Here is a 24,210-nt window from a genome sequence, read left to right as displayed (position 1 = left end):
AAATTAAGCTTATAGACTTGTCATAAAATAAACGCAATCTGTCTATTCGTTTAGGGAGCTAGTATATTTTAATTATTGCTGTAAGTGTTTTTGTATATTTTTGATTGTCACAACATAAAATAGTTTGTTAACCAATGAAAACTATTTTCATGGAAAGCAGGTTTGTGATTAAACCTTTTGTGAATTCTAATGTCTAAACTTAATTATTTATCAAAGGACTTGTAACATTAAAACGTTTTAGTTGTCCAACTGATTTTCTGAAATTTAAACCAAAATTATTATGAATAAAACCATTTTTGCCCTAGTATTTGCAGCTGTTTCGTATTTGGGGCTTCATGCCCAAGAATTTCAAGGAATGGCTGTGTATGAGTCTAAAACTAGTACTGCCGATTTTAAAACTAGAATGGACGGAAATAAAGACATGACTCCAGACATGAAGAAAATGATGGAGGACAGAATGAAATCCATGTTTGAAAAAACATTTATCCTGAATTTCGATAAATCGGCATCTATTTATAAAGAGGAAGAAAAGTTAGAGTCACCTGGACAGGGTGGTGGTGGAATGAGAATGATGAGCTCTATGATGGGTGGTGGTGGTACTTATTACAAAAATGTAAAAGAGAAAGCATATACGGTTGACAAGGAATTTATGGGAAAAGAATTTTTAGTAAAAGATTCGTTGCCAAATCTACAATGGAAAATGGAAGGCGAAACCCGAGTAATTGGTGGATATAACTGTTTTAAAGCAACAGCAGTTCTTCCTGTAAGCAAGCCTGATTTTAGAAACTTTAGACCTAAAAGAGAAGAAAAGGAAGAAGTGAAAGCAGAAGACAAGGAAAAGAAAACTAATTTTTTGAGTGAGCTAGAGATGCCAAAAGAATCTATAGTGACTGCTTGGTACACGCCAGAAATTCCGGTAAACCAAGGTCCTGATAAATACTGGGGATTACCAGGTTTGATATTAGAGATAAATGACGGTAAAACTGTTGTATTGTGCTCTAAAGTGGTACTGAATCCCAAAGCTAAAGCAGATATTAAAGCGCCCTCAAAAGGAAAAGTGATTTCTCAAAATGAATATGATGAAACAGTTTTGAAAAAGATGCAGGAAATGCAGGAAATGAATCAGGGACGTGGTGGAAATGGTGGAGGCCGTATGAGAATGGGACATTAATCCTGAGGTAAGTTGTTGTCTTAAAAAATGTTTATATCCAATTCTATCTATATGAAAAAAATAGTACTTGCTGCTTTTCTATTAATTTGTTCATTGTCTTATTCCCAATCTATAAAATTAGAGGGAGTAATTACGGATTCTAAATCTACTGTTCTTGAAATGGCCAATGTGATGGCTGTAAATGTGGACACAAAAGCAATGGACTCCTATGCTATCACAAACGATAAAGGGAAATTTGTACTCAACTTAAAAGCAAATACTCCTTATAGTATTAAAGTGAGTTACCTAGGAATGCAGAATAAAGAGCTGGAAATTATTACCAATTCAGAAAATATAATTAAATCAATAGTCCTTCAAGAAGGTGGAATTGAGTTAAATGGTGTTGAAATTGTGCGTGAAATGCCAGTTTCTATCAAAGGCGATACTATAGTTTATAATGCGGACTCTTTCAAATCTGGTACAGAACGTAAGTTGGAAGATATTCTTAAAAAATTGCCTGGAGTAGAAGTGAATGCTGATGGGGAAGTTGAGGTAGAGGGGAAAAAGGTCACTAAATTAATGGTAGACGGAAAGGACTTTTTTGATGGAGACACAAAACTTGGAGTAAAAAATATTCCAGCTGATGCGATTGATAAAGTGCAGGTATTGCGAAACTATAGTGAAATTGGCGCTCTGAAAGGAGTAGAGAATAACCAAGACAATGTAGCGATGAATATCAAGTTAAAATCAGGAAAGAAGAATTTTTGGTTTGGAGATATAACAGCTGGAATTGGAGTTGATAAAGACTGGGACAGGTACATCGTAAATCCTAAATTATTTTATTATAGTCCAAAATACAGTGTGAATCTGATAACTAACTTCAATAATATTGGGGAATTGCCGCTAACTGCACAGGATTATTTTAAGTTTACTGGTGGGTTTAGAAGCATGATGAAAAAGGGTGGAAGCAACTTTAATGTTTCTTCTAACGATTTGGGAATTTCGGTATTGCGAAACAATAGAGCAAAGGATATCGAAACTAAATTTGGAGCAGGAAACTTTTCTTATAACGTAACTAAAGATTGGACTCTGAGTGGTTTTGCAATCCTTTCAACTTCTGATACAGAACTCGAAACAAAGTCTCAATCAACCATATTAGAATCTGGTGATCAGCAAAAAAGTGAAGAAGTCACCCGTCAAAAAAATAATTTGGGCTTATTTAAATTAAGCTCGAGCTACAAGCCCAATTCAAAGCTGCAGGTTGATTATGATGTATTGGCCAAGTTGACAAAACAAGATGAAATAAGTAATTTATTTAGAGAATCGATTGTTAATAGCACCTCTACTTCTGAATCTATTTTCACCGATAAAAACCAAGATCCTACTTCTGTAAATCAGAATTTGAGTTTGTATTATACTAAGAATGATAAAAACATTTTTGCATTCGAAATGCAACATTTGTATCAGGATGAAAACCCATTTTACAATGCTAATTTGCAAACGCAACCTTTTAATCTAACAGATTATGTTTCGGGACAAGATAGAAATGATCTGAATCAGAACCGTTTTGTCAAGACAAATAAATTAGACGCCAAGTTAGATTATTACTATATGTTGACCCCTAAAAGTAACATCAATGTGACCTTAGGAAATACGTATTCGCATCAAAATTTCAATTCTAATATCTTTCAGATTTTAGATAATGGAACTACAAATGATTTGAATAGTGCGCAAAACAATAATCAGGTAACCTATGATTTCAACGATGTGTTCTTAGGTCTGCATTACAAGATGCTATCTGGAAAATTTACTTTCACTCCTGGAGTTAGTTTGCATTATTATGATATGAATAACGGACAGCTAGGAACTGGATCTAATCAATCGTTTTATAGAGTTTTACCAGATGTTTTTGCTTTGTACCAAATTAAAAAAGCCGAATCTTTGACTTATAACTTCTCCCTGTCGAATGATTTTACAGATATAAATAAATTGGCCGAAGGGTACGTTTTTTCAAATTATAATAGCTTGTTTAGAGGGAATAGAGACTTGGAGAATTCGACTTCGCAAGTACATTCATTGCGTTATTTCAAGTACAATATGTTCCACTTCGAAAATATTTTTGCTAATGCTACTTACACTAAAAAATTAGATGCGGTAAAATCAAGGGCTAATTTCATTGGTATTAATCAGTCCACAACACCTTATAATTCTAATCTTGCTGATGAAACACTTTCTGGAATGGGAACTTATGGTCGTTCTTTTTTAAAGAATTATAAAGCCTCTGCAAATGTGAGTTTGAATTGGTCAAAGTTCAATAATATTCAAAATAACCTGCAAGCAACTACTGATAGTTATACTCAAAGTTACACCTTGAAAGCATCCACGAATTATAAGAATATGCCTAATATAGAGCTGGGATATAATATGGTTGCCAATAAATATAACGGTACGACTTTTACAACTGAGAAACCTTTTGCTAAGCTGGATTATTACTTCTTGAAGAGTTTCTCTTTTGTGACTGAATATGAATTTTATCATTATTATAACAAAGCGAAAACGGTTGAAAACGAATATGATTTTTTGAGCTCTAGTTTGATTTATCAAAAGAAAGACAGCAAGTGGGAATATAAAATTGCGGCAACTAATATCCTAAATACGCAGACATTAAACGATGATAATTTCTCTCAGTTTTCTACAAGAACTTCACAGTATACGGTTCAGCCTCGATATGTTATTTTTAGTTTGAAATATAATTTGTAGCTATTTCCCGCTGTACACTCTATCTTTTGCTGGCTAAAGAAGCCAGTAAAAGGATGCCGTTACCATCGGGGCTAAAACCAAAAAAACCTGACTAAATCAATAGTCAGGTTTTTTTTATGTTGGTAAACTCTCGTTTGATTATTACAATCCAAAAGCAGTTTTAACTTGCTCAACGAAATCTAATTTCTCCCATGTAAACAATTCTACAGTAACTGTTTTTTCGTTTCCACCTGGAGCAGAGAAAGTTTTTGTAACCGTTTCTGGAGTACGTCCCATGTGCCCGTAAGCAGCAGTTTCGCTATAGATAGGGTTTCTCAATTTTAAACGTTGTTCGATAAAGTAAGGACGCATATCAAAGATAGCTTCTACTTTTTTAGCAATTTCACCATTAGTCAAGTTTACTTTTGAAGTCCCGTAAGTATCAATAAAGATTCCCATTGGTTTCGCTACACCAATAGCGTAAGAAACCTGAACTAATATTTCCTCAGCAACTCCTGCAGCAACAAGGTTTTTAGCGATATGACGTGTAGCATAAGCAGCACTTCTATCAACTTTACTTGGATCTTTACCAGAGAAAGCACCACCACCATGAGCACCTTTTCCACCGTAAGTATCCACAATGATTTTTCTACCTGTTAATCCAGTATCTCCGTGAGGTCCACCAATTACAAATTTCCCAGTTGGGTTAATGTGATATTTGATTTTATCATTGAATAAATGAGCGCTAGCTGGGTTTTTTGCAATGATTCTCGGAATCAAAATTTCAACAATGTCTTTTTTGATTTTAGCAAGCATAGCTGGCTCTTCATCAAAATCATCATGTTGTGTCGAAATTACAATTGCATCTATACGTGTAGGTTTGTTATCATCACTATATTCTAATGTTACCTGAGATTTTGCATCAGGACGTAAATAAGTAATTTCATTATTCTCACGTCTAAGAATAGCTAGTTCTTGCAATAATTTATGAGATAAATCAAGTGCCAGTGGCATGTAATTTTCAGTCTCATTAGTTGCATAACCAAACATCATTCCTTGGTCACCGGCTCCTTGCTCTTCTGGGCTAGAACGGTCAACACCTTGGTTAATGTCTTCTGATTGTTCATGAATTGCCGAAAGAATACCACAAGAATTGGCTTCAAACATGTATTCGCTTTTTGTATAACCTATTTTTCTGATTACTTCACGAGCGATATGTTGTACATCTAAGTACGTATTCGATTTTACTTCACCAGCCAGAATTACTTGACCTGTAGTTACTAAAGTTTCACAAGCAACCTTTGAATTGGCATCAAAAGCCAAAAAGTTATCAATTAATGCATCTGAAATTTGATCTGCAATTTTGTCCGGATGTCCTTCACTCACAGATTCTGACGTAAATAAATATGCCATAATAAATATAAATTTAAAATTAGGTGAGAAAAAATAATTGCTGGAAATACTAAAGGAGAGTTTCTGCTTTAGCATTTTTTCTACTGAAAATATTCAGCATCCATAATGAATTTAGTTCATTATGAAGAGGTTGCAATCAGTTCAAATTTTTCCTCTTGTATTCGCGTGCAAAGGTATGAAACGATTTTGAATTGCAAATTAATCTTGTCTTTTTTTTTTTGAGCAATGTTGGCTAGTACTTATAATTGTGGAAAAAGGGTAGTACGGATTAGTTTAGCTTCTTAATGCTTTCTGTATGCTCGTAAAGTTTATGCTTTATTCTTGTATTGTAATTTCTAATAAAGAAGTGCTATTGCTTTTAAGCTTGATTTGTATTTAAAACTTTTATCAAACAAGTTTTTTGCCAAATCAGGTATTGTAGGATTCCATTTTTTTAAATAATAATGTTATTTATGACTTTTTTCTTAAATAAATCTCTTAAAAAACGCTTTATAACTGATATTGTGTTAGTTAGTCGAGTATCTTTTATTCATAGACCTATGTTTCGTTAAATTTGTTGAACAAAGAAATTAACAATGAAAAAATAGTTTTTTAAGATTAATTTTTTTACAAGTAGTAGTGTCCGAATCGTTAAAATAATTGTTTAACTAAAAATAATGTAATTATGAAAGCAATCGAAAACGTTTTTGTATTGGAAAACACCAGTAAAAAAAACAGCAAAGGAAAAAGTAATAAATGGGATAAATGTCTTACTGATTACAAGAATTATTTTAAGGAATATAAAAAACATTATGAGAATTCTAAAAATGGGGATAAGGTATCACTATCTCAATATCCATATATGAGAGCTAGATGGGAAGTTCTAAAAGAACGAATAATTAAAGCCCATAGCAATAATTGTTTAACAAAAAAACAAATTCAAAAAGTGGTTAAGATAAACATGAAAATAGTTAAGACTTGCTTTTAGTAGAGCAACAGAGACTAACTATTTCACGTCCTTATAGGTGCGGATATAGATTAAAAAAATCATAGTTCAGGAACAAGACCAAACAAATTTGATATTTATTTTTTTTGATAATTTAATTATTGGCAATAAATTTGATTGTAGGTGCTTTTAGTTCTTTTTTACTGAGATTTAGAGATGTAATTCATTATAAAACAAACAACTAAAAAAAACAATTATCATGAAAACACCAAAAAAAATGCAAATCATCCCCAATCTTCTATTCAGGCAAAGAAGTACTAACGACAACAAAGTCAGCAATGAATTGGTTAGTCCAAGATTTGAAGTAAAATTAAGTCCTAGCTTTAAATCCAAAAAAGCCTCAAATCCGTTATTGATTCAAATGTATTCTCAAGAAAATGAGATTCTTTTTATCTAATTCACTTGGATATTATTTAAAAACATTATTTGGCAAACGAAATAAAATTAATTATTTTTATATGGAAGATAACAATAGTAAAATATCTGAAGTTTCACAATAATACCCTGAAAACGAAATTGTTTTGGGGTATTATTTTTTTATGCTTACTCGAAATGTGTTTTTCGTAAAAACAAAAATCAAATCGTATTAATATTTGGTTGTTTAGAAAAATAGTAGTTAATTTGCCGTATTAAGTTCACAAACGTATTGAAATGTTATAAAGAAAGGACGAGGGATTAGACCCGATGAAGCCTTAGCAACCCTTCGAGAAATCGAAGAAGGTGCTGCATTCTACCACTCCCAAAAGTGGAAAGATAACAACAAGAATTTCTCTAGTATTTACCTAGTTTTTTCTTTCTAATATTTCCAAATACAAATCAAAATCAATAAAAGATTTGAAATTGGAAAATAAACCAACACATATTACCCTACAAAATTTCACCACACATAATGGTGCTTTTTATGCTAGCCTAAACTTAAGTTTTCAAGTTTTTGGTGCTCCTTTGCATACCGCTCCCATTATCTTAATTAATCATGCCTTGACCGGAAACTCACAAGTAATTGGTGAATCAGGTTGGTGGAATGATATCGTGGGAGTAGATAAAACCATAGATACAAAAAAATATACCATTGTCTCTTTTGACGTACCAGGTAATGGTTTCAATTCAGCTACTATCGAAAATTACAGAGATTTTATAGCAAGAGATATCGCTAGAATTTTCATCGAAGGGCTTCGCGTTTTAAAGATTGATAATTTATTCGCTCTCATCGGAGGTTCTGTGGGTGGTGGAATTGCATGGGAAATTTTGGCCTTGGAGCCTAAATTGGCTCAAAATTTTATCCCCATAGCTACTGATTGGAAAGCTACTGACTGGTTGATTGCTAATTGTTATTTGCAAGAGCAAATCCTTAATAATTCTAAAAAACCTATTGAAGACGCGCGTATTCACGCTATGTTGTGCTACCGAACGCCTGAATCTTTTAAAGAAAAATTTAATAGAAATCTTAATGAACAACTAGAAACGTTCAAAGTAGAAAGTTGGTTGAATTACCATGGAGAAAAACTAGAAAAAAGGTTTCAGCTTTCAGCATATAAAATGATGAACCAATTGTTAAAAACGATTGATATCACTAGGAATCATGAGTCTTTAGAGACTGTTATTTCTAGAGTGGACGCCAACATATACATCGTAGGAATCAATTCGGATTTGTTCTTTACAGCAAAGGAGAATAGAGATACGTACAACGAGATTAAAAAATTTAAAAATAATGTATTCTATAGTGAGATTGACTCACAACATGGGCACGATGCTTTCTTGATGGAATATGAACAACTAGACAATTTATTAGAAGTTGTTTTTAAAAATAAAAAACAGATGAAAATAGTAAAATTTGGAGGGAAATCTTTAGCTAACGGTGATGGTATCAATAAAGTTTTGGATATCATTGAGGATAAAATAAAGCAACAAGAAAAAATAGCTATCGTAGTTTCGGCAAGAGGAAATGCAACAGACGAGCTGGAAGATATTTTGACTATTGCAGCCAAAAACGGAAATTATAAGCCTTTACTAGAAAGTTTTAAAACCTATCAAAAAGATGGTTTTGATGCGGTTGATTTTTCAACTGAATTTGATAAATTAGATAAGCTTTTTGAAGGTGTTAGCCTGATTGGCGATTATAGTCCAAAGATTCAAGACCAAATTTTAGCACATGGCGAAGTGCTTGCAGCTAAATTATTGGTGTTTTTGTTGAATGAAAGAGGAATTCCTGCAAAATTAGCTGACACTAGAGAACTGATTATAACCGACTCCAATTTTGGGGATGCACAACCATTAGATGCAGTTTCTAAGAAAAATATCATACAAATTTTTAAAGAGAATAAAGATTCAATTCTAGTGATTACTGGATTTATTGGTTCGAATGCAAAACACGAAACCACTACTTTGGGTAGAAACGGAAGTAATTATACAGCATCCTTAGTAGCTAATTATATCAATGCTGAAGAATTACAAAACTTTACTCATGTTGATGGAATTTATACTGCTAATCCAGAACTGGTTTTAGATGCCAAAAAGATTGAATCGTTATCGTATAACGAGGCAAATGAGATGGCTAATTTTGGTGCTAATATTTTGCATGCAAAAACGATTATTCCATTATTAGAGAAAAATATTCCTCTTCGTATTTTAAATACTTTCAATCACGAAAATAACGGAACGTTAATCACTTCAAACTCAAATGCGGTGGGAATTAAAACACTTTCTGTTTTAGAGAATGTGTCTTTGGTAAACTTAGAAGGAAGAGGACTATTAGGAAAAACGGGTGTTGATGCCCGTATTTTTAGAGTAATGGGAGATAATGATATTAGTGTGAGTATCATTTCTCAAGGTTCTTCAGAAAGAGGAATTGGACTTGTGGTTGCTGCTGATAAAGCAACAAAAGCTATGATCGAATTAGAAAAAGAATTTGAAAATGATTTCTATTCTAAGGATGTCAACAAGATTACAGTTGTCGACAACGTATCAGTAATTTCGATTATTGGTCAGGATTTAAGTACGTTTCACAAGCCTTATACGGCTTTGATAAAAAACAAAATTGTTCCTATTTTGTTCAATAATACCGTTACGGGTAAGAATGTGAGTTTAGTAGTTAAGAAATCAGAACTAAACAAAGCCTTAAATGTAATTCACGGAGAGATTTTTGGCGTAGCCAAGAAAATCAATATTGCCATTTTTGGACATGGATTAGTAGGAGGAACCTTAATCAATCAAATTTTAGAATCTGCGGAAGCAATTGAAAAAAGAAAAGATGTTAAGTTGAATGTTTTTGCTATTGCCAATTCTAGAAATGTGCTGTTGAATAAAAACGGAGTTTCGGCTAATTGGAAGAATGAAATTCAAACTAACGGTTCATCATATACATTAAGCGATATTATTGCTTTTGCAGAAGCGAATCATCTAGAAAACTTAATTGCAATTGATAACACAGCGAGCGCTGACTTTGTAGAGAATTATATTCCGTTAGTTGAAAGTAGTTTTGATTTAATTTCTTCAAATAAAGTAGCTAATACTCTGAGTTATGGTTTTTATAAAAAGCTACGTAAATCACTAGCTGATAATCAGAAGAATTATTTATACGAAACTAATGTTGGTGCTGGGTTACCATTGATTGACACAATAAAATTATTGCATCTTTCAGGCGAAAACATCACTAAAATTAAAGGTGTTTTCTCAGGATCCTTGAGTTATTTGTTCAATAATTTCTCAGCTAAGGATGTTCCTTTTAGCGAAATATTAAAAGAAGCAATTGACAGCGGATTCACAGAACCAGATCCAAGAGAGGATTTATGTGGAAATGATATTGGGAGAAAATTATTGATTCTGGCTAGAGAATTAGACTTGCAAAACGAATTTGAAGAAATTGATATTCAAAATTTAATTCCAGAACACTTACGTGAAGGAGATGCTGCTGATTTCTTGACGAAGTTGAAAGAGTTTGACCCAATTTATGATAAAATAAAAAGCGAGCAAAAACCAAATCACGTTTTGAGATACATTGGCGAATTGTCAGGAGATTTACAACATGACAAAGGGATTTTGGAAGTAAAATTAGTTTCCGTACCTTCGGATACTGCTTTGGGAGGACTGAAAGGTTCCGATTCTTTCTTCGAAATTTACACAGAATCTTACGGAGATCGTCCAATTGTAATTCAAGGAGCAGGAGCCGGTTCAGCAGTTACTGCAAGAGGAGTTTTTGGAGATATCTTGAGATTATCGGATAAAGGGTAGCTTTTAAGTTAGCAGTGTTCAGTTTTGAGTAATCAGTAAAGTAAAAAACAATAAAATCCGCGTTTAAAATCCGCATTTTTGCGATAGAAAATCCGTTTTATCCGCGTTCAAATAAAGAATAATAATTAAAAAAGGGACATACCTTCGGTCTTGGCTCCCTCCCTTTTAGGGAGGGTTGGGGAGGGGATAAAAATGAAAATTACATTAAACAGAGTAAATGACAACTACCATTTCGAATTGAAAAACGAACGTGGACATATTGTAAATTTAGACAGTCGCCCAGAGTCTGGCGGAAATGATATGGGTGCAAGTCCAATGGAATTAGTATTAATGGGAGTTGCGGGATGCAGCGCTATTGATATGATTTCAATCCTGAAAAAACAACGTCAAGAAATTACTTCTTTCAAAGCTGAGGTAGAAGGTGAAAGAGTTCAGGTAGGCGAAGCAAAACCGTTTAAAGATATCTACCTAGTGTTTTATTTAGAAGGGAACATAAAAGAAGACAAAGCTGCAAGAGCCGCACAACTTTCTTTCGATAAATATTGCTCGGTTTCTAAAACCTTAGAACCTACAGCTACAATACATTATAAAGTAGTTTTGAATGGTGTTGAATTAGAAAAAATCTAATCTAACCAATTTCAAAATTTAATAATAATTACAAAAAAATATTTTGTGTATCTCTGAGTATTCTTTGTGAATCTCTGCGAACCACTTTTTTTAAAACAACATAAAATGAACGAAGAAGAATTTGGTTTTGAAACCGAAGCCATCCGTACCCAATTAGAACGCACGCAATACTTAGAACATTCGGTTCCATTATACTTAACTTCTAGTTTTGTGTTTGAGGACGCCGAAGACATGCGCGCCTCATTTGCCGAAGAAAAAAACAGAAATATTTATAGCCGCTACAGCAACCCAAACACCAACGAGTTTGTAGAAAAGGTGTGCAAGATGGAAGGTGCAACTGCTGGTTTTGCCTTTGCCTCAGGAATGGCTGCCGTATATTCAACCTTGGCTGCTTTATTGAAATCGGGTGATCATATTGTTTCTTCTAGTAGTGTTTTTGGAGCGACGCATTCGTTGTTTATCAATTATTTTCCAAAGTGGAATATCGAAACTTCGTATTTTGATATTAATAAGCCTGAAACAATTGAAAGTTTTATTACGCCAAACACCAAAATTCTTTTTGCTGAATCTCCCACGAATCCAGCGGTCGATATTATCGATTTGGAGTTGTTAGGGAATATTGCCAAAAAACACAATTTAATTCTAGTAATTGACAACTGTTTTGCAACACCTTATTTGCAACAACCAATAAAATGGGGCGCACATTTGGTAGTACATTCTGCGACGAAGTTAATGGACGGTCAAGGACGAGTTTTGGGAGGAATAACGGTTGGTGATCCTGAATTGATTCAGAAAATATATTTATTCAGCCGATTAACGGGTCCTTCTTTGTCTCCTTTTAATGCTTGGGTATTGTCTAAAAGTTTAGAGACTTTAGCCATTCGTTTAGATAGACATTGTGAAAATGCATTGAAGGTTGCTGAGTTTTTAGAACAACATCCTAATGTAAATAAGGTAAAATATCCATTCTTGAAATCGCATCCACAATATGAAATTGCACAAAAACAAATGAAATTGGGTGGTAGCATTGTGGCTTTTGAAATAAAAGGTGGACTTGAAGCTGGTAGAGCATTTTTGGATAGAATAAAACTATGTTCACTATCGCCAAATTTAGGAGATACAAGAACGATTGTTACGCATCCAGCGTCAACAACACATAGTAAATTATCTGTTGATGAGAGATTAGCAGTAAGTATTACAGATGGTTTAGTACGTGTTTCCGTAGGATTAGAAACCGTAGCTGATGTTATTGCTGATTTAAAGCAGGCTTTGGCTTAATGATTTATGAATTTAGTATAACGATTTTTGATTTCAGGTTTTCTGTAAATCAAAAATCGTTTTTTTATGCGTATTAGATTTTAAATAGCATATTTTTGTTAATGCGTAGTAAATGATTTAATCCATCAAAAGCAGTTAATCTACGCTCTTCAATCTAAAATTATCAAACCATGCTTTCAAAGAAAACAAAATACGGAATAAAAGCATTGACATTTTTGGCTCGCCAAGAAGATCAAACTCCTGTCGCTATTGCTGATATTGCAAAGAGCGAAAATATTTCGGTAAAATTCTTAGAAAGTATTTTGTTGCTTTTGCGTCATTCTGGTTTTTTGGGTGCCAAAAAAGGAAAGGGCGGTGGTTATTATTTGATTAAAGATCCGAAAGAGATTAATATGGCCAAAGTATATCGAATCCTAGAAGGTCCAATTGCATTGTTGCCTTGTGCAAGTCATAACTTTTATGAAAAATGCGATGATTGTAAAGATGAGGTGGCCTGTGCCGTTCGTAAATTAATGACTGAAGTACGTGACAATACACTGATAATATTAGAAAACAATACACTTGCTGATATCGCTTTTTAAGCAATTCGCAGATAAAAAAAACACCCTTTCATTGGATAAGCAATGAAAGGGTGTTTTTTTGAATTAATAACTAGAAGTTTAAGCTATGAAAACGAGTTTGTAGCCTACAAAAAACAACATCATCGCAATGGCATTTCGAAGGAATAGATCAGGTACTTTTCCGCTTAGCATACTCCCTATGAAAATCCCAGGAAGCGATCCTATTAATAGTTGCCCCAGTAAACCTAAATCTAAATTTCCCATAGTGGCGTGTCCTAAACCTGCTACAAGTGTTAAAGGAACAGCATGAGCAATTTCGGTACCAACTAATCTTGGCGTTGCCAGAAGCGGGTATAAGAAAAATAAAGTCACAGTTCCTAATGCTCCTGCACCTATTGATGTTAAGGTTACAGTTGCACCTAGTAGCACACCTATTGCAACGGTCAGTACATTTTGCGTTTTACTCTCGCTATGAAATTTGTCGCCAGAATGTTTCTGAGAAATAATTAATAGTTTCTTTTTGAACAAAACTGCTATCGAGGTAAAGAGTAGTGCCCAACCCAAACTGTATTTAATTACGGCGTTTAAAGCAGTAATGTCTGTTTTTATACTATGTAAAATCCATAAAGTTATTAGTGCTGCAGGAACACTTCCTAAGGATAGCCAACCGGTAATTGTCCAATTGATATTTTTTTTTTTGTGATGCACGTAAACTCCTCCCATTTTAGTAAAAGCAGCGTATAATAGATCGGTACCTACTGCTGTAGTAGGGGGAATACCAAACCATAATAAGATAGGCGTCATTAAAGAACCGCCACCTACACCAGTTAAGCCAACTATGAAACCTACGGTTAAACCTGCAACTACTAATCCTAATTGAAAATCCATATTATAAATATTTTGGGCAAAAATAACAACTATTTTATTATTATCCTATAGGATAGGTAGACTAGTGGATTTTTTTGATGTGTTTTAGGAATTTACACTTGCTTTTGGACTATTTATGTGAATTATATATTTTGACGTATTATTTTTAAATAATTCTGCAATTTTCAATTATTGTTTGTGTAAAGTCCTTTTTATGAAGTACTAAGGGACAATGGTGTTTTTAATAAAATAGTATTTTTTGTTTTGTAGTTTGGAAATAAGTAGTACTTTTGCGAAGTAATCTACTAAACCGATAGGGTAATAGATTTTGTAAAATAAAATAGAAAAATGAGCACAACTACAGTACATACATTAATAGAAAAAACTAAAGACTTCTCAATTGAAGAGACTTTTGCTTTTTTGGCCAATGAATATAAAGATAAAGTAGTGTTTTCAACATCTTTTGGACAAGAAGACCAAGTGATAACAGCTTTAATTGCAAAAAGTGATGCAGCAATTAACATCTTCACCTTAGATACAGGGCGTTTGTTTCAAGAAACCTACGATGTTTTTCATAAAACATTAAAGAAGTACAAAAAACACATTGAAGTTTATTTTCCTGAAGCCGCTGATGTTCAAAATCTATTGAATGCAAAAGGACCAAATAGCTTCTACGAGTCGGTTGAAAATAGAAAAGAGTGTTGTTTTATTAGAAAAGTAGCGCCATTGACAAAAGCTTTAAAAGGAAATTCAGTTTGGATTACAGGATTAAGAGCCGAGCAATCAGAAAATAGAAATGATTTAGATCTTTTTGAATATGATTCGAAGTTCGAAATAATTAAATTCAACCCTTTACTAAAGTGGACTTTGAAAGAAGTGGAAGATTATTTAGAAAAAAATAATGTACCGCAAAATGCATTACATAAAAAAGGATTTGTAAGCATCGGTTGCGCTCCTTGTACCAGAGCAATAGCCGAAGGAGAAGACATAAGAGCTGGAAGATGGTGGTGGGAATCAAGTCACAAAGAATGTGGTTTGCATCAAGGGTAAATTCAAGAGAATAGAAAAAAGAATAAAGAGAATAGAAATTATAAATAGTAGAGAGGGTTTAGTTTAGGTCGCAACAACCTTAAACTTTAAACTTTAAACTTTTAAACTAAAAATATGAGTTCAATATTAAAAACAAACGCATTAGAAAGCGAAGCGATATACATTTTCAGAGAAGTTATTTCTCAATTTGATAAGCCTGTATTGCTTTTTTCTGGGGGAAAAGATTCAATTACATTGGTAAGATTAGCACAAAAAGCATTCTTTCCTGCAAAAATTCCTTTTCCATTATTGCACGTTGACACAGGTCATAATTTTCCTGAAACAATTGAATTCAGAGACCGATTGGTTAAAGAATTAGGATTGGAATTAATCGTTCGTAATGTGCAAGATGCAATCGACGAAGGTAAAGTAGTCGAAGAAACTGGGAAATATTCTAGTAGAAACAGTTTGCAAACAACAACTTTACTTGATGCAATTGACGAATTCAAGTTTGATGCTTGTATTGGTGGAGCACGTAGAGATGAAGAAAAAGCAAGAGCTAAAGAACGTATTTTTTCTGTTCGTGATGATTTTGGTCAATGGGATGAGAAAAACCAACGTCCAGAATTGTTTGATTTATTGAATGGTAAAATCGAAAACGGTCAAAACGTCCGTGTTTTTCCTATTTCAAACTGGACAGAATTAGATGTTTGGAGTTATATCGAACAAGAACAAATCGAGATTCCATCAATTTACTTTTCACACAAACGTAAAGTTTTCTTGAGAGACGGAATGATATGGTCACACTCTCCATACGTATACCAAGAAGAAAACGAAGAAATTGAAGAAAGAATTGTCCGTTTTAGAACGGTAGGTGACATGAGTTGTACGGCAGCAGTTGATTCTCATGCAGCAACAATTTCAGAAGTAGTTGGTGAAATTAGAGCTTCTACAATTTCTGAAAGAGGTGCTAGAATTGACGATAAACGTTCAGAGGCAGCAATGGAGAAAAGAAAACAACAAGGATACTTTTAGAATGAAGTTCTTGAAAATCCTTTTGGGCATATTTCTTTTTAGTATTGGAATAAGTGCACAAACTGAGAAAAACGTTGACAAACAAAGTTTACTCTGGACGCGATATTACAATCAGCTGGAATTAAATAATAAATGGTCTGTTCATACTGAGATTGATAATCGGATTTTTATAAATCCAGTAACGCAAAACACCTTTGTAAGTCGGGTTCAATTGAGAGATAAGATAACAGATAAGGTGGAGTTAGGAGCAGGTTTTGCTTATTTCTCAGTGGCGACACAAGATCCTGAGGTTAAAACTGGATTTCATATTCCCGAATATCGATTGCAGCAAGATGCAATGGTAAAGCAGAGTCTAGGTAAAGTGAATCTAACTCATCGGTATTTATTAGAAGAGCGATTTGTTCATAATGCGAGTAAAATAATGCTCGAAGACGGAACCACGTTCTACTTACGATTTAGATACCGAATACAAGGAGATTATACTTTTTGGAAGAAAGAAAAACAATATCTAAAAGGAATTCTATCGGATGAAATAATGATCAATGGCGGAAACAAAATTATCAAAAATACATTTGATCAAAACCGAGTTTACGCAGCAGTACAAGTAGGAGTTAGTCCAGCAGTTGCATTAGAGTTAGGTTACTTGAACAGTTTTCAAGAAAGAGCAAATGGAGTAGATTATTTTAATAGAGATATCATACGATTCAGTTTCATTCATAAGGTTAAGATATAATACAGAGTAGATATTCTGTAAAGAAGATAAAAAAATAAAACAGTCAGATTTAAAGGTTTACATAGAGGTATTCAACGGAACTTGAAACCTTAAACTTTTAAACATTAAAAAAAAAATAAATGGAAGTTTTAAAAATAGCAACAGCAGGAAGTGTAGATGACGGGAAAAGTACATTAATCGGAAGATTATTATACGATACACAATCTTTGACTACAGACAAACTGGAAGCAATAGAAAAAAGCAGCAAGCAAAAAGGATATGATTATTTAGATTTTTCTTTGGCTACTGACGGATTAGTTGCAGAGAGAGAACAAGGAATCACGATTGACGTTGCACATATTTATTTTTCTACAGCTAAGAAAAGTTACATTATTGCTGATACTCCAGGTCACGTAGAATACACTCGTAACATGGTTACAGGAGCTTCAACTTCACAAGTATCAATCATTTTAATTGATGCACGTAAAGGAGTGATCGAGCAAACCTACCGTCACTTTTTTATCAATAATTTATTAAGAGTAAAAGAGGTAATTGTTGCTGTTAATAAAATGGACTTGGTCGATTATTCTGAAGAAGTTTACAATAAAATTAAAGCCGACTTTGAAGCGCTAAATGCAAAAAGCACTTTTAAAGAACAAAACGTAAGTTACATTCCGTTGAGTGCTTTGACTGGTGATAACGTAGTAGAGTCTTTAGGCGGAATGCCTTGGTACGAAGGTCAAACTATTCTAGAACACCTTGAAGCTTTAGAGCCTGCAGATGTTTATGAAAAAGGAAAAGCCCGTTTCCCAGTTCAAACCGTTATCCGTCCGAAAACAGAAGAGTACCACGATTTCAGAGGGTATGCTGGAAAATTATACGGGAACAATATTAAAGTTGGAGATGCTGTAACAGTATTACCTTCTTTGACAGAGTCGAAAGTAACTAATATCCACTTTTTCGATAAACAATTTGACGAGGCTTCAGTAGGTTCTTCAGTTACAATCGAATTAGAAAATGATATCAATGTGACTAGAGGAGATATGATTGTAAAATCATCTGAATTGCCTAAAGTAGAAAAAGATATCAATACAACAGTTTGTTGGATGGACAGTAAAAAACTAGTTCCAGGTGCAAAATATTTTGTACAGCACAACACGAACCGAGTTTTAGCTAAAATTGACAGCGTGAAAAACGTAATTGCAACTGATTTTTCAGGAACTACTGAAGTATCTCAATTAGCAATTAACGAAATAGGAGAAGTAAATATCAAGTTAAGCAAAGCAATATATTTTGATGCTTACAACGATAATAAATCTAATGGTGCTTTTATCTTAATCGATGCAGCAACCAATACAACAGCAGGAGTTGGATTTATCCGATAGTTTTTGGCTTTAGTCATTAATAAAATCCAAATTTAAGAATTACAGCACGTAGCTAATAAGCCAACACAGATGGAAAGTTTTAGAACCGAAATAGAAAATCCGATTGTTCAAAAAGAGATAATCGATTTAGAAAGAAAAATTGCCTTATTCAAAGACGGTAAAATTGATGACGAACGTTTTCGTAGTCTGCGTTTAGCGCGTGGAGTTTACGGTCAGCGTCAAGAAGGCGTGCAAATGATTCGTATTAAATTACCTTTTGGTAAGGTGACTAGCGAACAATTAGTGCGTATTACTAAAGTTTCAGATGAGTATTCGACAGGACGTTTGCACATTACAACGCGTCAGGATATCCAAATCCACTATGTGAGCTTGGATAGAACGCCGGAACTTTGGGCAAACCTTGCCAAAGACGATATAACATTGCGTGAAGCTTGTGGGAATACTGTAAGAAACATTACCGCAAGTGAATTGGCAGGAGTTGATGTAGACGAACCTTTTGATGTGTCGCCTTACGCACATGCTATGTTTCAGTTTTTCTTGAGAAACCCTATTTGTCAAGAAATGGGACGTAAATTCAAAATGTCATTTTCTTCTTCTGATAAAGATACTGCCTTGAGTTATTTGCATGATTTAGGATTTATTCCAAAGATTGTAAATGGCGAGCGCGGATTTAAAGTAATGCTAGGTGGAGGATTAGGTTCTCAGCCACATCACGCCGAGTTGTTGTCAGAATTTATTCCAGTTAATCAAATTATCCCAACAACAGAAGGGGTTTTAAGAATATTTGACCGTTTTGGAGAAAGAGCCAAACGATTAAAAGCACGTATGAAATTCTTAATCAAAGATATCGGTCGCGATGAATTTTTAAGATTGGTTGACGAGGAGAAAAAAGCGTTGTCTTACCAGTCTTACGAAATTGACACGACTGCTTTTGATGTTGCCATTCCCGAAACTTTATTAGAAGTGCCAAGGGTAATTATCGAAGATACAGCTGCTTTTGAAGCTTGGAAACAATCGAATGTAATTGCTCAAAAACAAGCGGGCTATGTTGCGATTGGAATCAAAGTGCTTTTAGGAGATTTTTATACCGATAAAGCGAGAGCTTTAGCCGAATTAATTAAAAATTACGGAGCCAATGAATTGCGTTTTTCATTAAAGCAAAACATTGTGCTGAGAAATATAAAAGAGGAAAACTTAGCTTTCTTCTACCAAGAATTAGCCAAATTAAACTTCGTGACTTTAGGTTACGATACGATTAACGATATCACCGCATGTCCCGGAACGGATACTTGTAATCTTGGAATCGCAAGTAGTACTGGAATTGCGGAAGAATTAGAAAGAGTATTAAAATTAGAATTTCCTCAATATAAGGAGAACAGAGAAATCACTATAAAAATTAGTGGTTGTATGAATGCTTGTGGGCAACACAACATGTCATCAATTGGTTTTCAAGGAATGTCTATCAACGCAGGTAAACTGGTAGCTCCGGCTTTACAAGTATTGCTCGGTGGTGGAATTCTAGGAGACGGAAAAGGACGTTTTTCTGATAAAGTAATCAAGATTCCAAGTCGTAGAGGACCAGATGCATTACGTTATATCTTAAATGATTTTGAAGCTAATGCAAATGGTAAATCATTTTTAGATTATTACGACGCTCAAGGCGAAAAGTATTTCTACGAATTCCTAAAACCATTGGCAGACACAACAAATCTTGTCGATGCTGATTTTATTGATTGGGGAAATGCTGATAATTATGTAAAAGCGGTTGGAGTAGGAGAATGTGCGGGCGTTGTAATTGATTTAGTGGCCACTTTATTATTGGAGGCCAAAGATAAATTGACATTTGCACAAGAAGCATTCGAAGATAAAAACTGGGCAGATGCTATTTATCTTGCCTATGCAGGTTTTGTAAATGGTGCTAAAGCTTTGTTGTTATCAGAAAACCAGAAAACAAACCATCAAGCAGGAATAATAGACTTGTTTGATACTGTTTTTATCGAAACACATAAAATTGAATTACAATCCACATTAAAGGATTTAGTATTTCAAATCAATAAGAATGAACCATCTGAAGAATTTGCTGTAAAGTACATTCAAGAAGCAATTTCCTTTTTTGATACCATCGAAGCATTCAGACTTAAAGACCTAAAAGATGAAAAATAAAGTAGAACCTCAAGTAACTCTAGTAGGAGCAGGTCCCGGAGATCCGGATTTGCTTACTATCAAAGGGGCAAAAGCATTGGCTGAAGCGAATGTCGTTTTGTATGATGCTTTGGCTAATGAAGAACTGTTGTCTTTTGCTCCTAAAAAAGCATTAAAAATATTTGTTGGGAAAAGAAAAGGATGTCACGCTTATACACAAGAGCAAATCAACCAACTAATTGTAGATAATGCCTTGACTTATGGTCGTGTCGTTCGTCTTAAAGGTGGTGATCCTTTTATTTTTGGTAGAGGAAGTGAAGAAATAGAGTATGTGGAAAGCTTTGGAATTCCTACATTTGTAGTTCCTGGAATTTCATCATCTATTGCAGTTCCCGCTTCTCAAGGAATTTCCTTGACAAAAAGAGGCGTTTCGGAGAGTTTTTGGGTAATTACTGGAACGACATCTGCCAGAAAATTGTCAGCAGATGTAGCTCTAGCTGCTCAATCAACGGCAACTGTTGTCATTTTGATGGGTATGAGTAAACTGCAAGAAATTGTAGCTATTTTTCAAAATGAATCTAAAGGAGAAACAGCCGTGGCGATTATTCAAAACGGAACAACTCCTGAGGAGAAAGTCGGAATAGGAACAATAAATACCATTCAAGCGGTAGTGGAAGAGAGTAAATTAAGCTCTCCAGCCATCATAGTAATAGGAGACGTGGTAGGCGATTGCAAGAAAAGCAAAGGTTTTTATAAAGAATTAAGATCAAGTCACAATAAGGTACTCGTGTATGGAAAGGAATGAATTGTACCCGGTATTTTTAAAACTGCATAACCTTAGCGTGCTCATTGTGGGTGGAGGAAATGTAGGCTTGGAGAAATTGTCATTCTTGTTAAAGTCAAGTCCAAATGCGAATGTTGAGGTTGTTGCTCCACGGTTTTTACCTGAATTGGTTGACTTAGTCAATAAGCATGATTCGGTAAAACTGACCATGAAGAAATTCAAGAAAAAGATGCTCAAGAAAAGGCATATGATTATTGCCTGTACCGATGATCTTGAAGTGAATAAAAGAATTTTTGAATTGTGCAGAAAACGATACCTTATTTGTAATATTGCAGACACGCCGGAATTATGCGATTATTATTTGGGGGGAATTGTGACCAAAGGGAATGTAAAGATTGCGATTTCGACCAACGGAAAATCACCGACAACGGCCAAAAGATTGCGGGAGTTTTTTGAAGAAGTGATTCCTGAGGATATTAATAAAATGGTCGAAAATCTTAACGAATATCGCAAAACCTTAAAAGGAGATTTCGAGGAGAAAGTCCAAAAGATGAATGAGATCACAGCTTCGTTGAAGAATAAAGAAAATAGAATATAGAGAAGAGAATAAAGAGAATAGAGCAAAGAGTTTGAATGATATTTATCATTTATTTTTGAGAGAATCATTCGTTCCTTTGTGAATTATGATTAAATAAAACTTTCCTTTAATCCCCCTTCGGGGGTTAGGGGGCTAATTAATAACAACATGATTGAAACAGATATCCTTATAATAGGAGCCGGACCAACTGGTTTATTTGCCGTTTTTGAAGCAGGATTATTAAAATTAAAATGCCATATATTAGATGCTTTACCACAAGCAGGTGGGCAGTTATCAGAATTATATCCTAAAAAACCTATTTATGATATTCCAGGATTCCCTGAAGTATTAGCAGGTGATTTAGTAGATAATTTAATGGAACAAATCAAACAATTTGAGCCAGGATTTACATTAGGAGAACGCGCTGAAACAATCGTAAAACAAGAAGACGGAAGTTTTATTGTAACTTCAAATGAAGGGACTGAGTTTCATGCTAAAGTAGTTGCTATTGCAGGTGGTTTAGGAAGTTTTGAACCTAGAAAACCACTTATCGACGGAATCGCTTTCTATGAAAATAAAGGAATTAAGTACTTTATCAAAGATCCAGAAGAGTTTAGAGATAAAAGAGTTGTGATTGCAGGTGGAGGAGATTCAGCGCTTGACTGGAGTATTTTCTTGACAGATGTAGCATCAGAGGTGACATTGATTCACCGTCGTAACGAATTCCGTGGCGCATTAGATTCTGTTGAAAAAGTACAGGAACTAAAAGATTCAGGAAAAATACGTATGATTACTCCGGCTGAGGTAGTAGGATTAAACGGAGCAGAGCACATCGAGTCGATTGTAATCGATGAAAATGGAGCGCAAAGAACCATTCCTACAGATTACTTTATTCCGCTTTTTGGTCTTACGCCAAAATTAGGTCCTATCGGGAACTGGGGATTAGAAATAGAAAAAAATGCAATCAAAGTAAATAATGCTTTAGATTACCAAACGAACATTCCAGGTATTTTTGCCATTGGAGATGTCAATACCTACCCAGGTAAACTGAAATTAATCCTTTGTGGTTTTCACGAGGCGACATTAATGTGTCAGGCAGCCTACCAAATTATCAATCCAGGGAAACGTTATGTACTAAAATATACAACAGTTTCTGGAGTTGACGGATTTGACGGAACTCGTAAAGAAGCCCCAAAAGCAGTGGTTAAAGCCATTGTGTAACAATTCGAATAAAAACCAATAAAAAAATATAGCGTTAATACTTGCAAGTGTTAACGCTATATCTTTTCTTTGCAGTGTTCCTATATTTATTGACAGTTATCACGAAAGGCGGAGGGAAAGACCCGATGAAACCTTAGCAACCCTTTATCTTATAAAGAAGGTGCTACATTCTACTTTATGCTGAACTTGTTTCAACATCTAAGATAGATAACACAAGAATACTTCCACAGTATTTCTCAAACCTTTTCTTGACAACATATCGATATTTTTTTAGAGCGAATGATTGGTGCTTTTTTGCCATCATCCTTCCTGCTGTACGCTATATCTTTTATTCTGAACCCCAGAGTAAAAGGATGCCGCTTCCATCAGGGCTAAAGAATTTATATAGTGAACTTTTGTAATTATTAATCAAAAGTATAGATCCCAATTCACATTGTGGTTTACAAGAAATAAAAAGTTATGTCAAGCATTCACGAAGCCATCAAAAAAAACATACTCATCCTCGATGGAGCCATGGGAACTATGTTGCAACGTTACAATTTCTCCGAAGAAGATTTTCGCGGAGAGCGTTTCAAAGATTTCCCACATTCTCTAAAAGGAAACAACGATTTATTATCACTCACACAACCACAGGCTATAAAAGCCGTGCATGCTGCTTATTTTGAAGCAGGAGCTGATATTGTTGAAACCAATACCTTCTCAGGAACGACCATCGGTATGGCCGATTATTTCCTAGAAGAATATGTGTATGAATTGAATTACGAGTCGGCAAAAATAGCCCGTGAAGTAGCCGATGAATGGACAGCTAAAAATCCGGAGAAACCTCGTTTTGTAGCCGGTTCAATAGGACCAACAAACAGAACAGCAAGTATGTCGCCAGATGTAAATGATCCTGGTTATAGAGCGGTAACTTTTGATGATTTGCGTATCGCATACAAGCAACAAGTAGAAGCATTAATTGATGGCGGAAGTGATTTATTGTTGGTAGAAACTATTTTCGATACACTAAATGCCAAAGCAGCACTTTTTGCAATCGAAGAAGTAAAAGACGAACGCAACATTGATATTCCAATCATGGTTTCAGGAACAATTACTGATGCTTCGGGAAGAACACTTTCTGGGCAAACAGTAGAAGCGTTCTTGGTTTCGGTTTCGCATATTCCGTTGTTGAGTGTAGGATTTAATTGTGCTCTTGGAGCTGATTTGTTAAAACCGTATTTGCAGACTTTGTCGCAAAACACTTCATTCAATGTGTCGGCGCATCCCAACGCAGGATTGCCAAACGCATTTGGAGAATATGACGAAACACCAGCAGAAATGCAAGCACAAATCAAGACCTATCTAGACGATAATTTAGTAAACATAATAGGTGGTTGTTGTGGTACAACACCAGAACATATCAAATTGATTGCTGATATCGCCAAGTATTATAAACCAAGAGTATCAACAGCAACAATGTAATGAAGAGACGTTGATTTA

General features: G+C 34.5%; 19 protein-coding genes and 2 riboswitches. Of the genes, 17 read left to right on the top strand and 2 right to left on the bottom strand.

Features of this window, described 5'->3' with window-relative positions; all coding sequences use genetic code 11:
* Nucleotides 1-280 precede the first annotated feature (280 nt).
* Nucleotides 281-1,171, top strand: a complete 891-nt coding sequence (locus BLV91_RS07465) for a GLPGLI family protein (RefSeq protein ID WP_091431372.1) — start codon at nt 281-283, stop codon at nt 1,169-1,171.
* 51 nt (nt 1,172-1,222) lie between these two features.
* Nucleotides 1,223-3,910 (top strand): TonB-dependent receptor, encoded by a 2,688-nt coding sequence (locus BLV91_RS07460; protein WP_091431370.1) that lies wholly within the window; start codon nt 1,223-1,225, stop codon nt 3,908-3,910.
* Nucleotides 3,911-4,051: 141 nt separating this feature from the next.
* Here the strand turns inward: BLV91_RS07460 and metK are convergent, their stop codons facing one another.
* Nucleotides 4,052-5,302, bottom strand: coding sequence for a methionine adenosyltransferase (metK, locus tag BLV91_RS07455; RefSeq protein WP_091431367.1), 1,251 nt, complete (start codon nt 5,300-5,302; stop codon nt 4,052-4,054).
* Between the two features lie 664 nt (nt 5,303-5,966).
* On the opposite strand from metK, the gene BLV91_RS07450 reads away from it, so the two are divergent.
* The 6 genes from BLV91_RS07450 to BLV91_RS07425 all read left to right on the top strand — a co-directional run bounded on the left by BLV91_RS07450 (nt 5,967) and on the right by BLV91_RS07425 (nt 13,000).
* On the top strand, nt 5,967-6,269 hold the full coding sequence (locus tag BLV91_RS07450; protein WP_091431365.1) for a hypothetical protein: 303 nt from the start codon (nt 5,967-5,969) through the stop codon (nt 6,267-6,269).
* 217 nt (nt 6,270-6,486) lie between these two features.
* The gene (locus tag BLV91_RS07445) at nt 6,487-6,684 is read left to right on the top strand and encodes a hypothetical protein (protein ID WP_091431363.1); all 198 of its coding nucleotides are present in this window, start codon (nt 6,487-6,489) and stop codon (nt 6,682-6,684) included.
* A 254-nt stretch (nt 6,685-6,938) separates the two neighbouring features.
* Nucleotides 6,939-7,047, top strand: a riboswitch (SAM riboswitch).
* 80 nt (nt 7,048-7,127) lie between these two features.
* Complete coding sequence (gene thrA, locus BLV91_RS07440; RefSeq protein WP_091431361.1) at nt 7,128-10,514, top strand: bifunctional aspartate kinase/homoserine dehydrogenase I; 3,387 nt, start codon at nt 7,128-7,130, stop codon at nt 10,512-10,514.
* 192 nt (nt 10,515-10,706) lie between these two features.
* Complete coding sequence (locus tag BLV91_RS07435; RefSeq protein ID WP_091431359.1) at nt 10,707-11,141, top strand: OsmC family protein; 435 nt, start codon at nt 10,707-10,709, stop codon at nt 11,139-11,141.
* Nucleotides 11,142-11,246: 105 nt separating this feature from the next.
* The gene (locus tag BLV91_RS07430; RefSeq protein ID WP_091431357.1) at nt 11,247-12,419 is read left to right on the top strand and encodes a trans-sulfuration enzyme family protein; all 1,173 of its coding nucleotides are present in this window, start codon (nt 11,247-11,249) and stop codon (nt 12,417-12,419) included.
* Nucleotides 12,420-12,589: 170 nt separating this feature from the next.
* Nucleotides 12,590-13,000 (top strand): RrF2 family transcriptional regulator, encoded by a 411-nt coding sequence (locus BLV91_RS07425; RefSeq protein WP_091431355.1) that lies wholly within the window; start codon nt 12,590-12,592, stop codon nt 12,998-13,000.
* Nucleotides 13,001-13,078: 78 nt separating this feature from the next.
* Here BLV91_RS07425 and BLV91_RS07420 read toward each other — a convergent pair whose 3' ends face one another.
* Complete coding sequence (locus BLV91_RS07420) at nt 13,079-13,867, bottom strand: sulfite exporter TauE/SafE family protein (protein ID WP_091431353.1); 789 nt, start codon at nt 13,865-13,867, stop codon at nt 13,079-13,081.
* A gap of 327 nt (nt 13,868-14,194) precedes the next feature.
* Between BLV91_RS07420 and BLV91_RS07415 the strand changes: the two genes are divergently transcribed.
* The 9 genes from BLV91_RS07415 to BLV91_RS07375 all read left to right on the top strand — a co-directional run bounded on the left by BLV91_RS07415 (nt 14,195) and on the right by BLV91_RS07375 (nt 24,192).
* Complete coding sequence (locus tag BLV91_RS07415) at nt 14,195-14,896, top strand: phosphoadenylyl-sulfate reductase (RefSeq protein ID WP_091431351.1); 702 nt, start codon at nt 14,195-14,197, stop codon at nt 14,894-14,896.
* 114 nt (nt 14,897-15,010) lie between these two features.
* Nucleotides 15,011-15,910, top strand: a complete 900-nt coding sequence (cysD, locus tag BLV91_RS07410; protein WP_091431349.1) for a sulfate adenylyltransferase subunit CysD — start codon at nt 15,011-15,013, stop codon at nt 15,908-15,910.
* Nucleotides 15,810-16,643, top strand: a complete 834-nt coding sequence (locus BLV91_RS07405; RefSeq protein ID WP_245709628.1) for a DUF2490 domain-containing protein — start codon at nt 15,810-15,812, stop codon at nt 16,641-16,643. The genes cysD and BLV91_RS07405 overlap by 101 nt, the downstream gene beginning before the upstream one ends.
* Before the next feature lie 119 nt (nt 16,644-16,762).
* Nucleotides 16,763-18,007 carry a sulfate adenylyltransferase subunit 1 gene (locus BLV91_RS07400; protein ID WP_091431346.1) on the top strand — a complete coding sequence of 415 codons (1,245 nt, stop codon included), beginning with the start codon at nt 16,763-16,765 and terminating at the stop codon, nt 18,005-18,007.
* A gap of 69 nt (nt 18,008-18,076) precedes the next feature.
* Complete coding sequence (locus BLV91_RS07395; protein WP_091431344.1) at nt 18,077-20,170, top strand: HEPN domain-containing protein; 2,094 nt, start codon at nt 18,077-18,079, stop codon at nt 20,168-20,170.
* Nucleotides 20,160-20,954 carry a uroporphyrinogen-III C-methyltransferase gene (cobA, locus tag BLV91_RS07390; protein WP_091431343.1) on the top strand — a complete coding sequence of 265 codons (795 nt, stop codon included), beginning with the start codon at nt 20,160-20,162 and terminating at the stop codon, nt 20,952-20,954. Before BLV91_RS07395 ends, cobA begins: the two co-directional genes overlap by 11 nt.
* Nucleotides 20,941-21,531 carry a precorrin-2 dehydrogenase/sirohydrochlorin ferrochelatase family protein gene (locus BLV91_RS07385; RefSeq protein ID WP_091431341.1) on the top strand — a complete coding sequence of 197 codons (591 nt, stop codon included), beginning with the start codon at nt 20,941-20,943 and terminating at the stop codon, nt 21,529-21,531. Before cobA ends, BLV91_RS07385 begins: the two co-directional genes overlap by 14 nt.
* A 147-nt stretch (nt 21,532-21,678) precedes the next feature.
* Nucleotides 21,679-22,731 (top strand): NAD(P)/FAD-dependent oxidoreductase, encoded by a 1,053-nt coding sequence (locus tag BLV91_RS07380; RefSeq protein WP_091431340.1) that lies wholly within the window; start codon nt 21,679-21,681, stop codon nt 22,729-22,731.
* Between the two features lie 93 nt (nt 22,732-22,824).
* Nucleotides 22,825-22,945, top strand: a riboswitch (SAM riboswitch).
* Between the two features lie 245 nt (nt 22,946-23,190).
* On the top strand, nt 23,191-24,192 hold the full coding sequence (locus BLV91_RS07375; protein WP_091431338.1) for a homocysteine S-methyltransferase family protein: 1,002 nt from the start codon (nt 23,191-23,193) through the stop codon (nt 24,190-24,192).
* Nucleotides 24,193-24,210 lie beyond the last annotated feature (18 nt).

The sequence above is a fragment of the Flavobacterium degerlachei genome (assembly GCF_900106645.1).
GTDB lineage: Bacteria > Bacteroidota > Bacteroidia > Flavobacteriales > Flavobacteriaceae > Flavobacterium > Flavobacterium degerlachei.
Note: the sequence above shows the minus strand (reverse complement) of the source record. Positions and strands in the feature narration are given on the sequence as shown.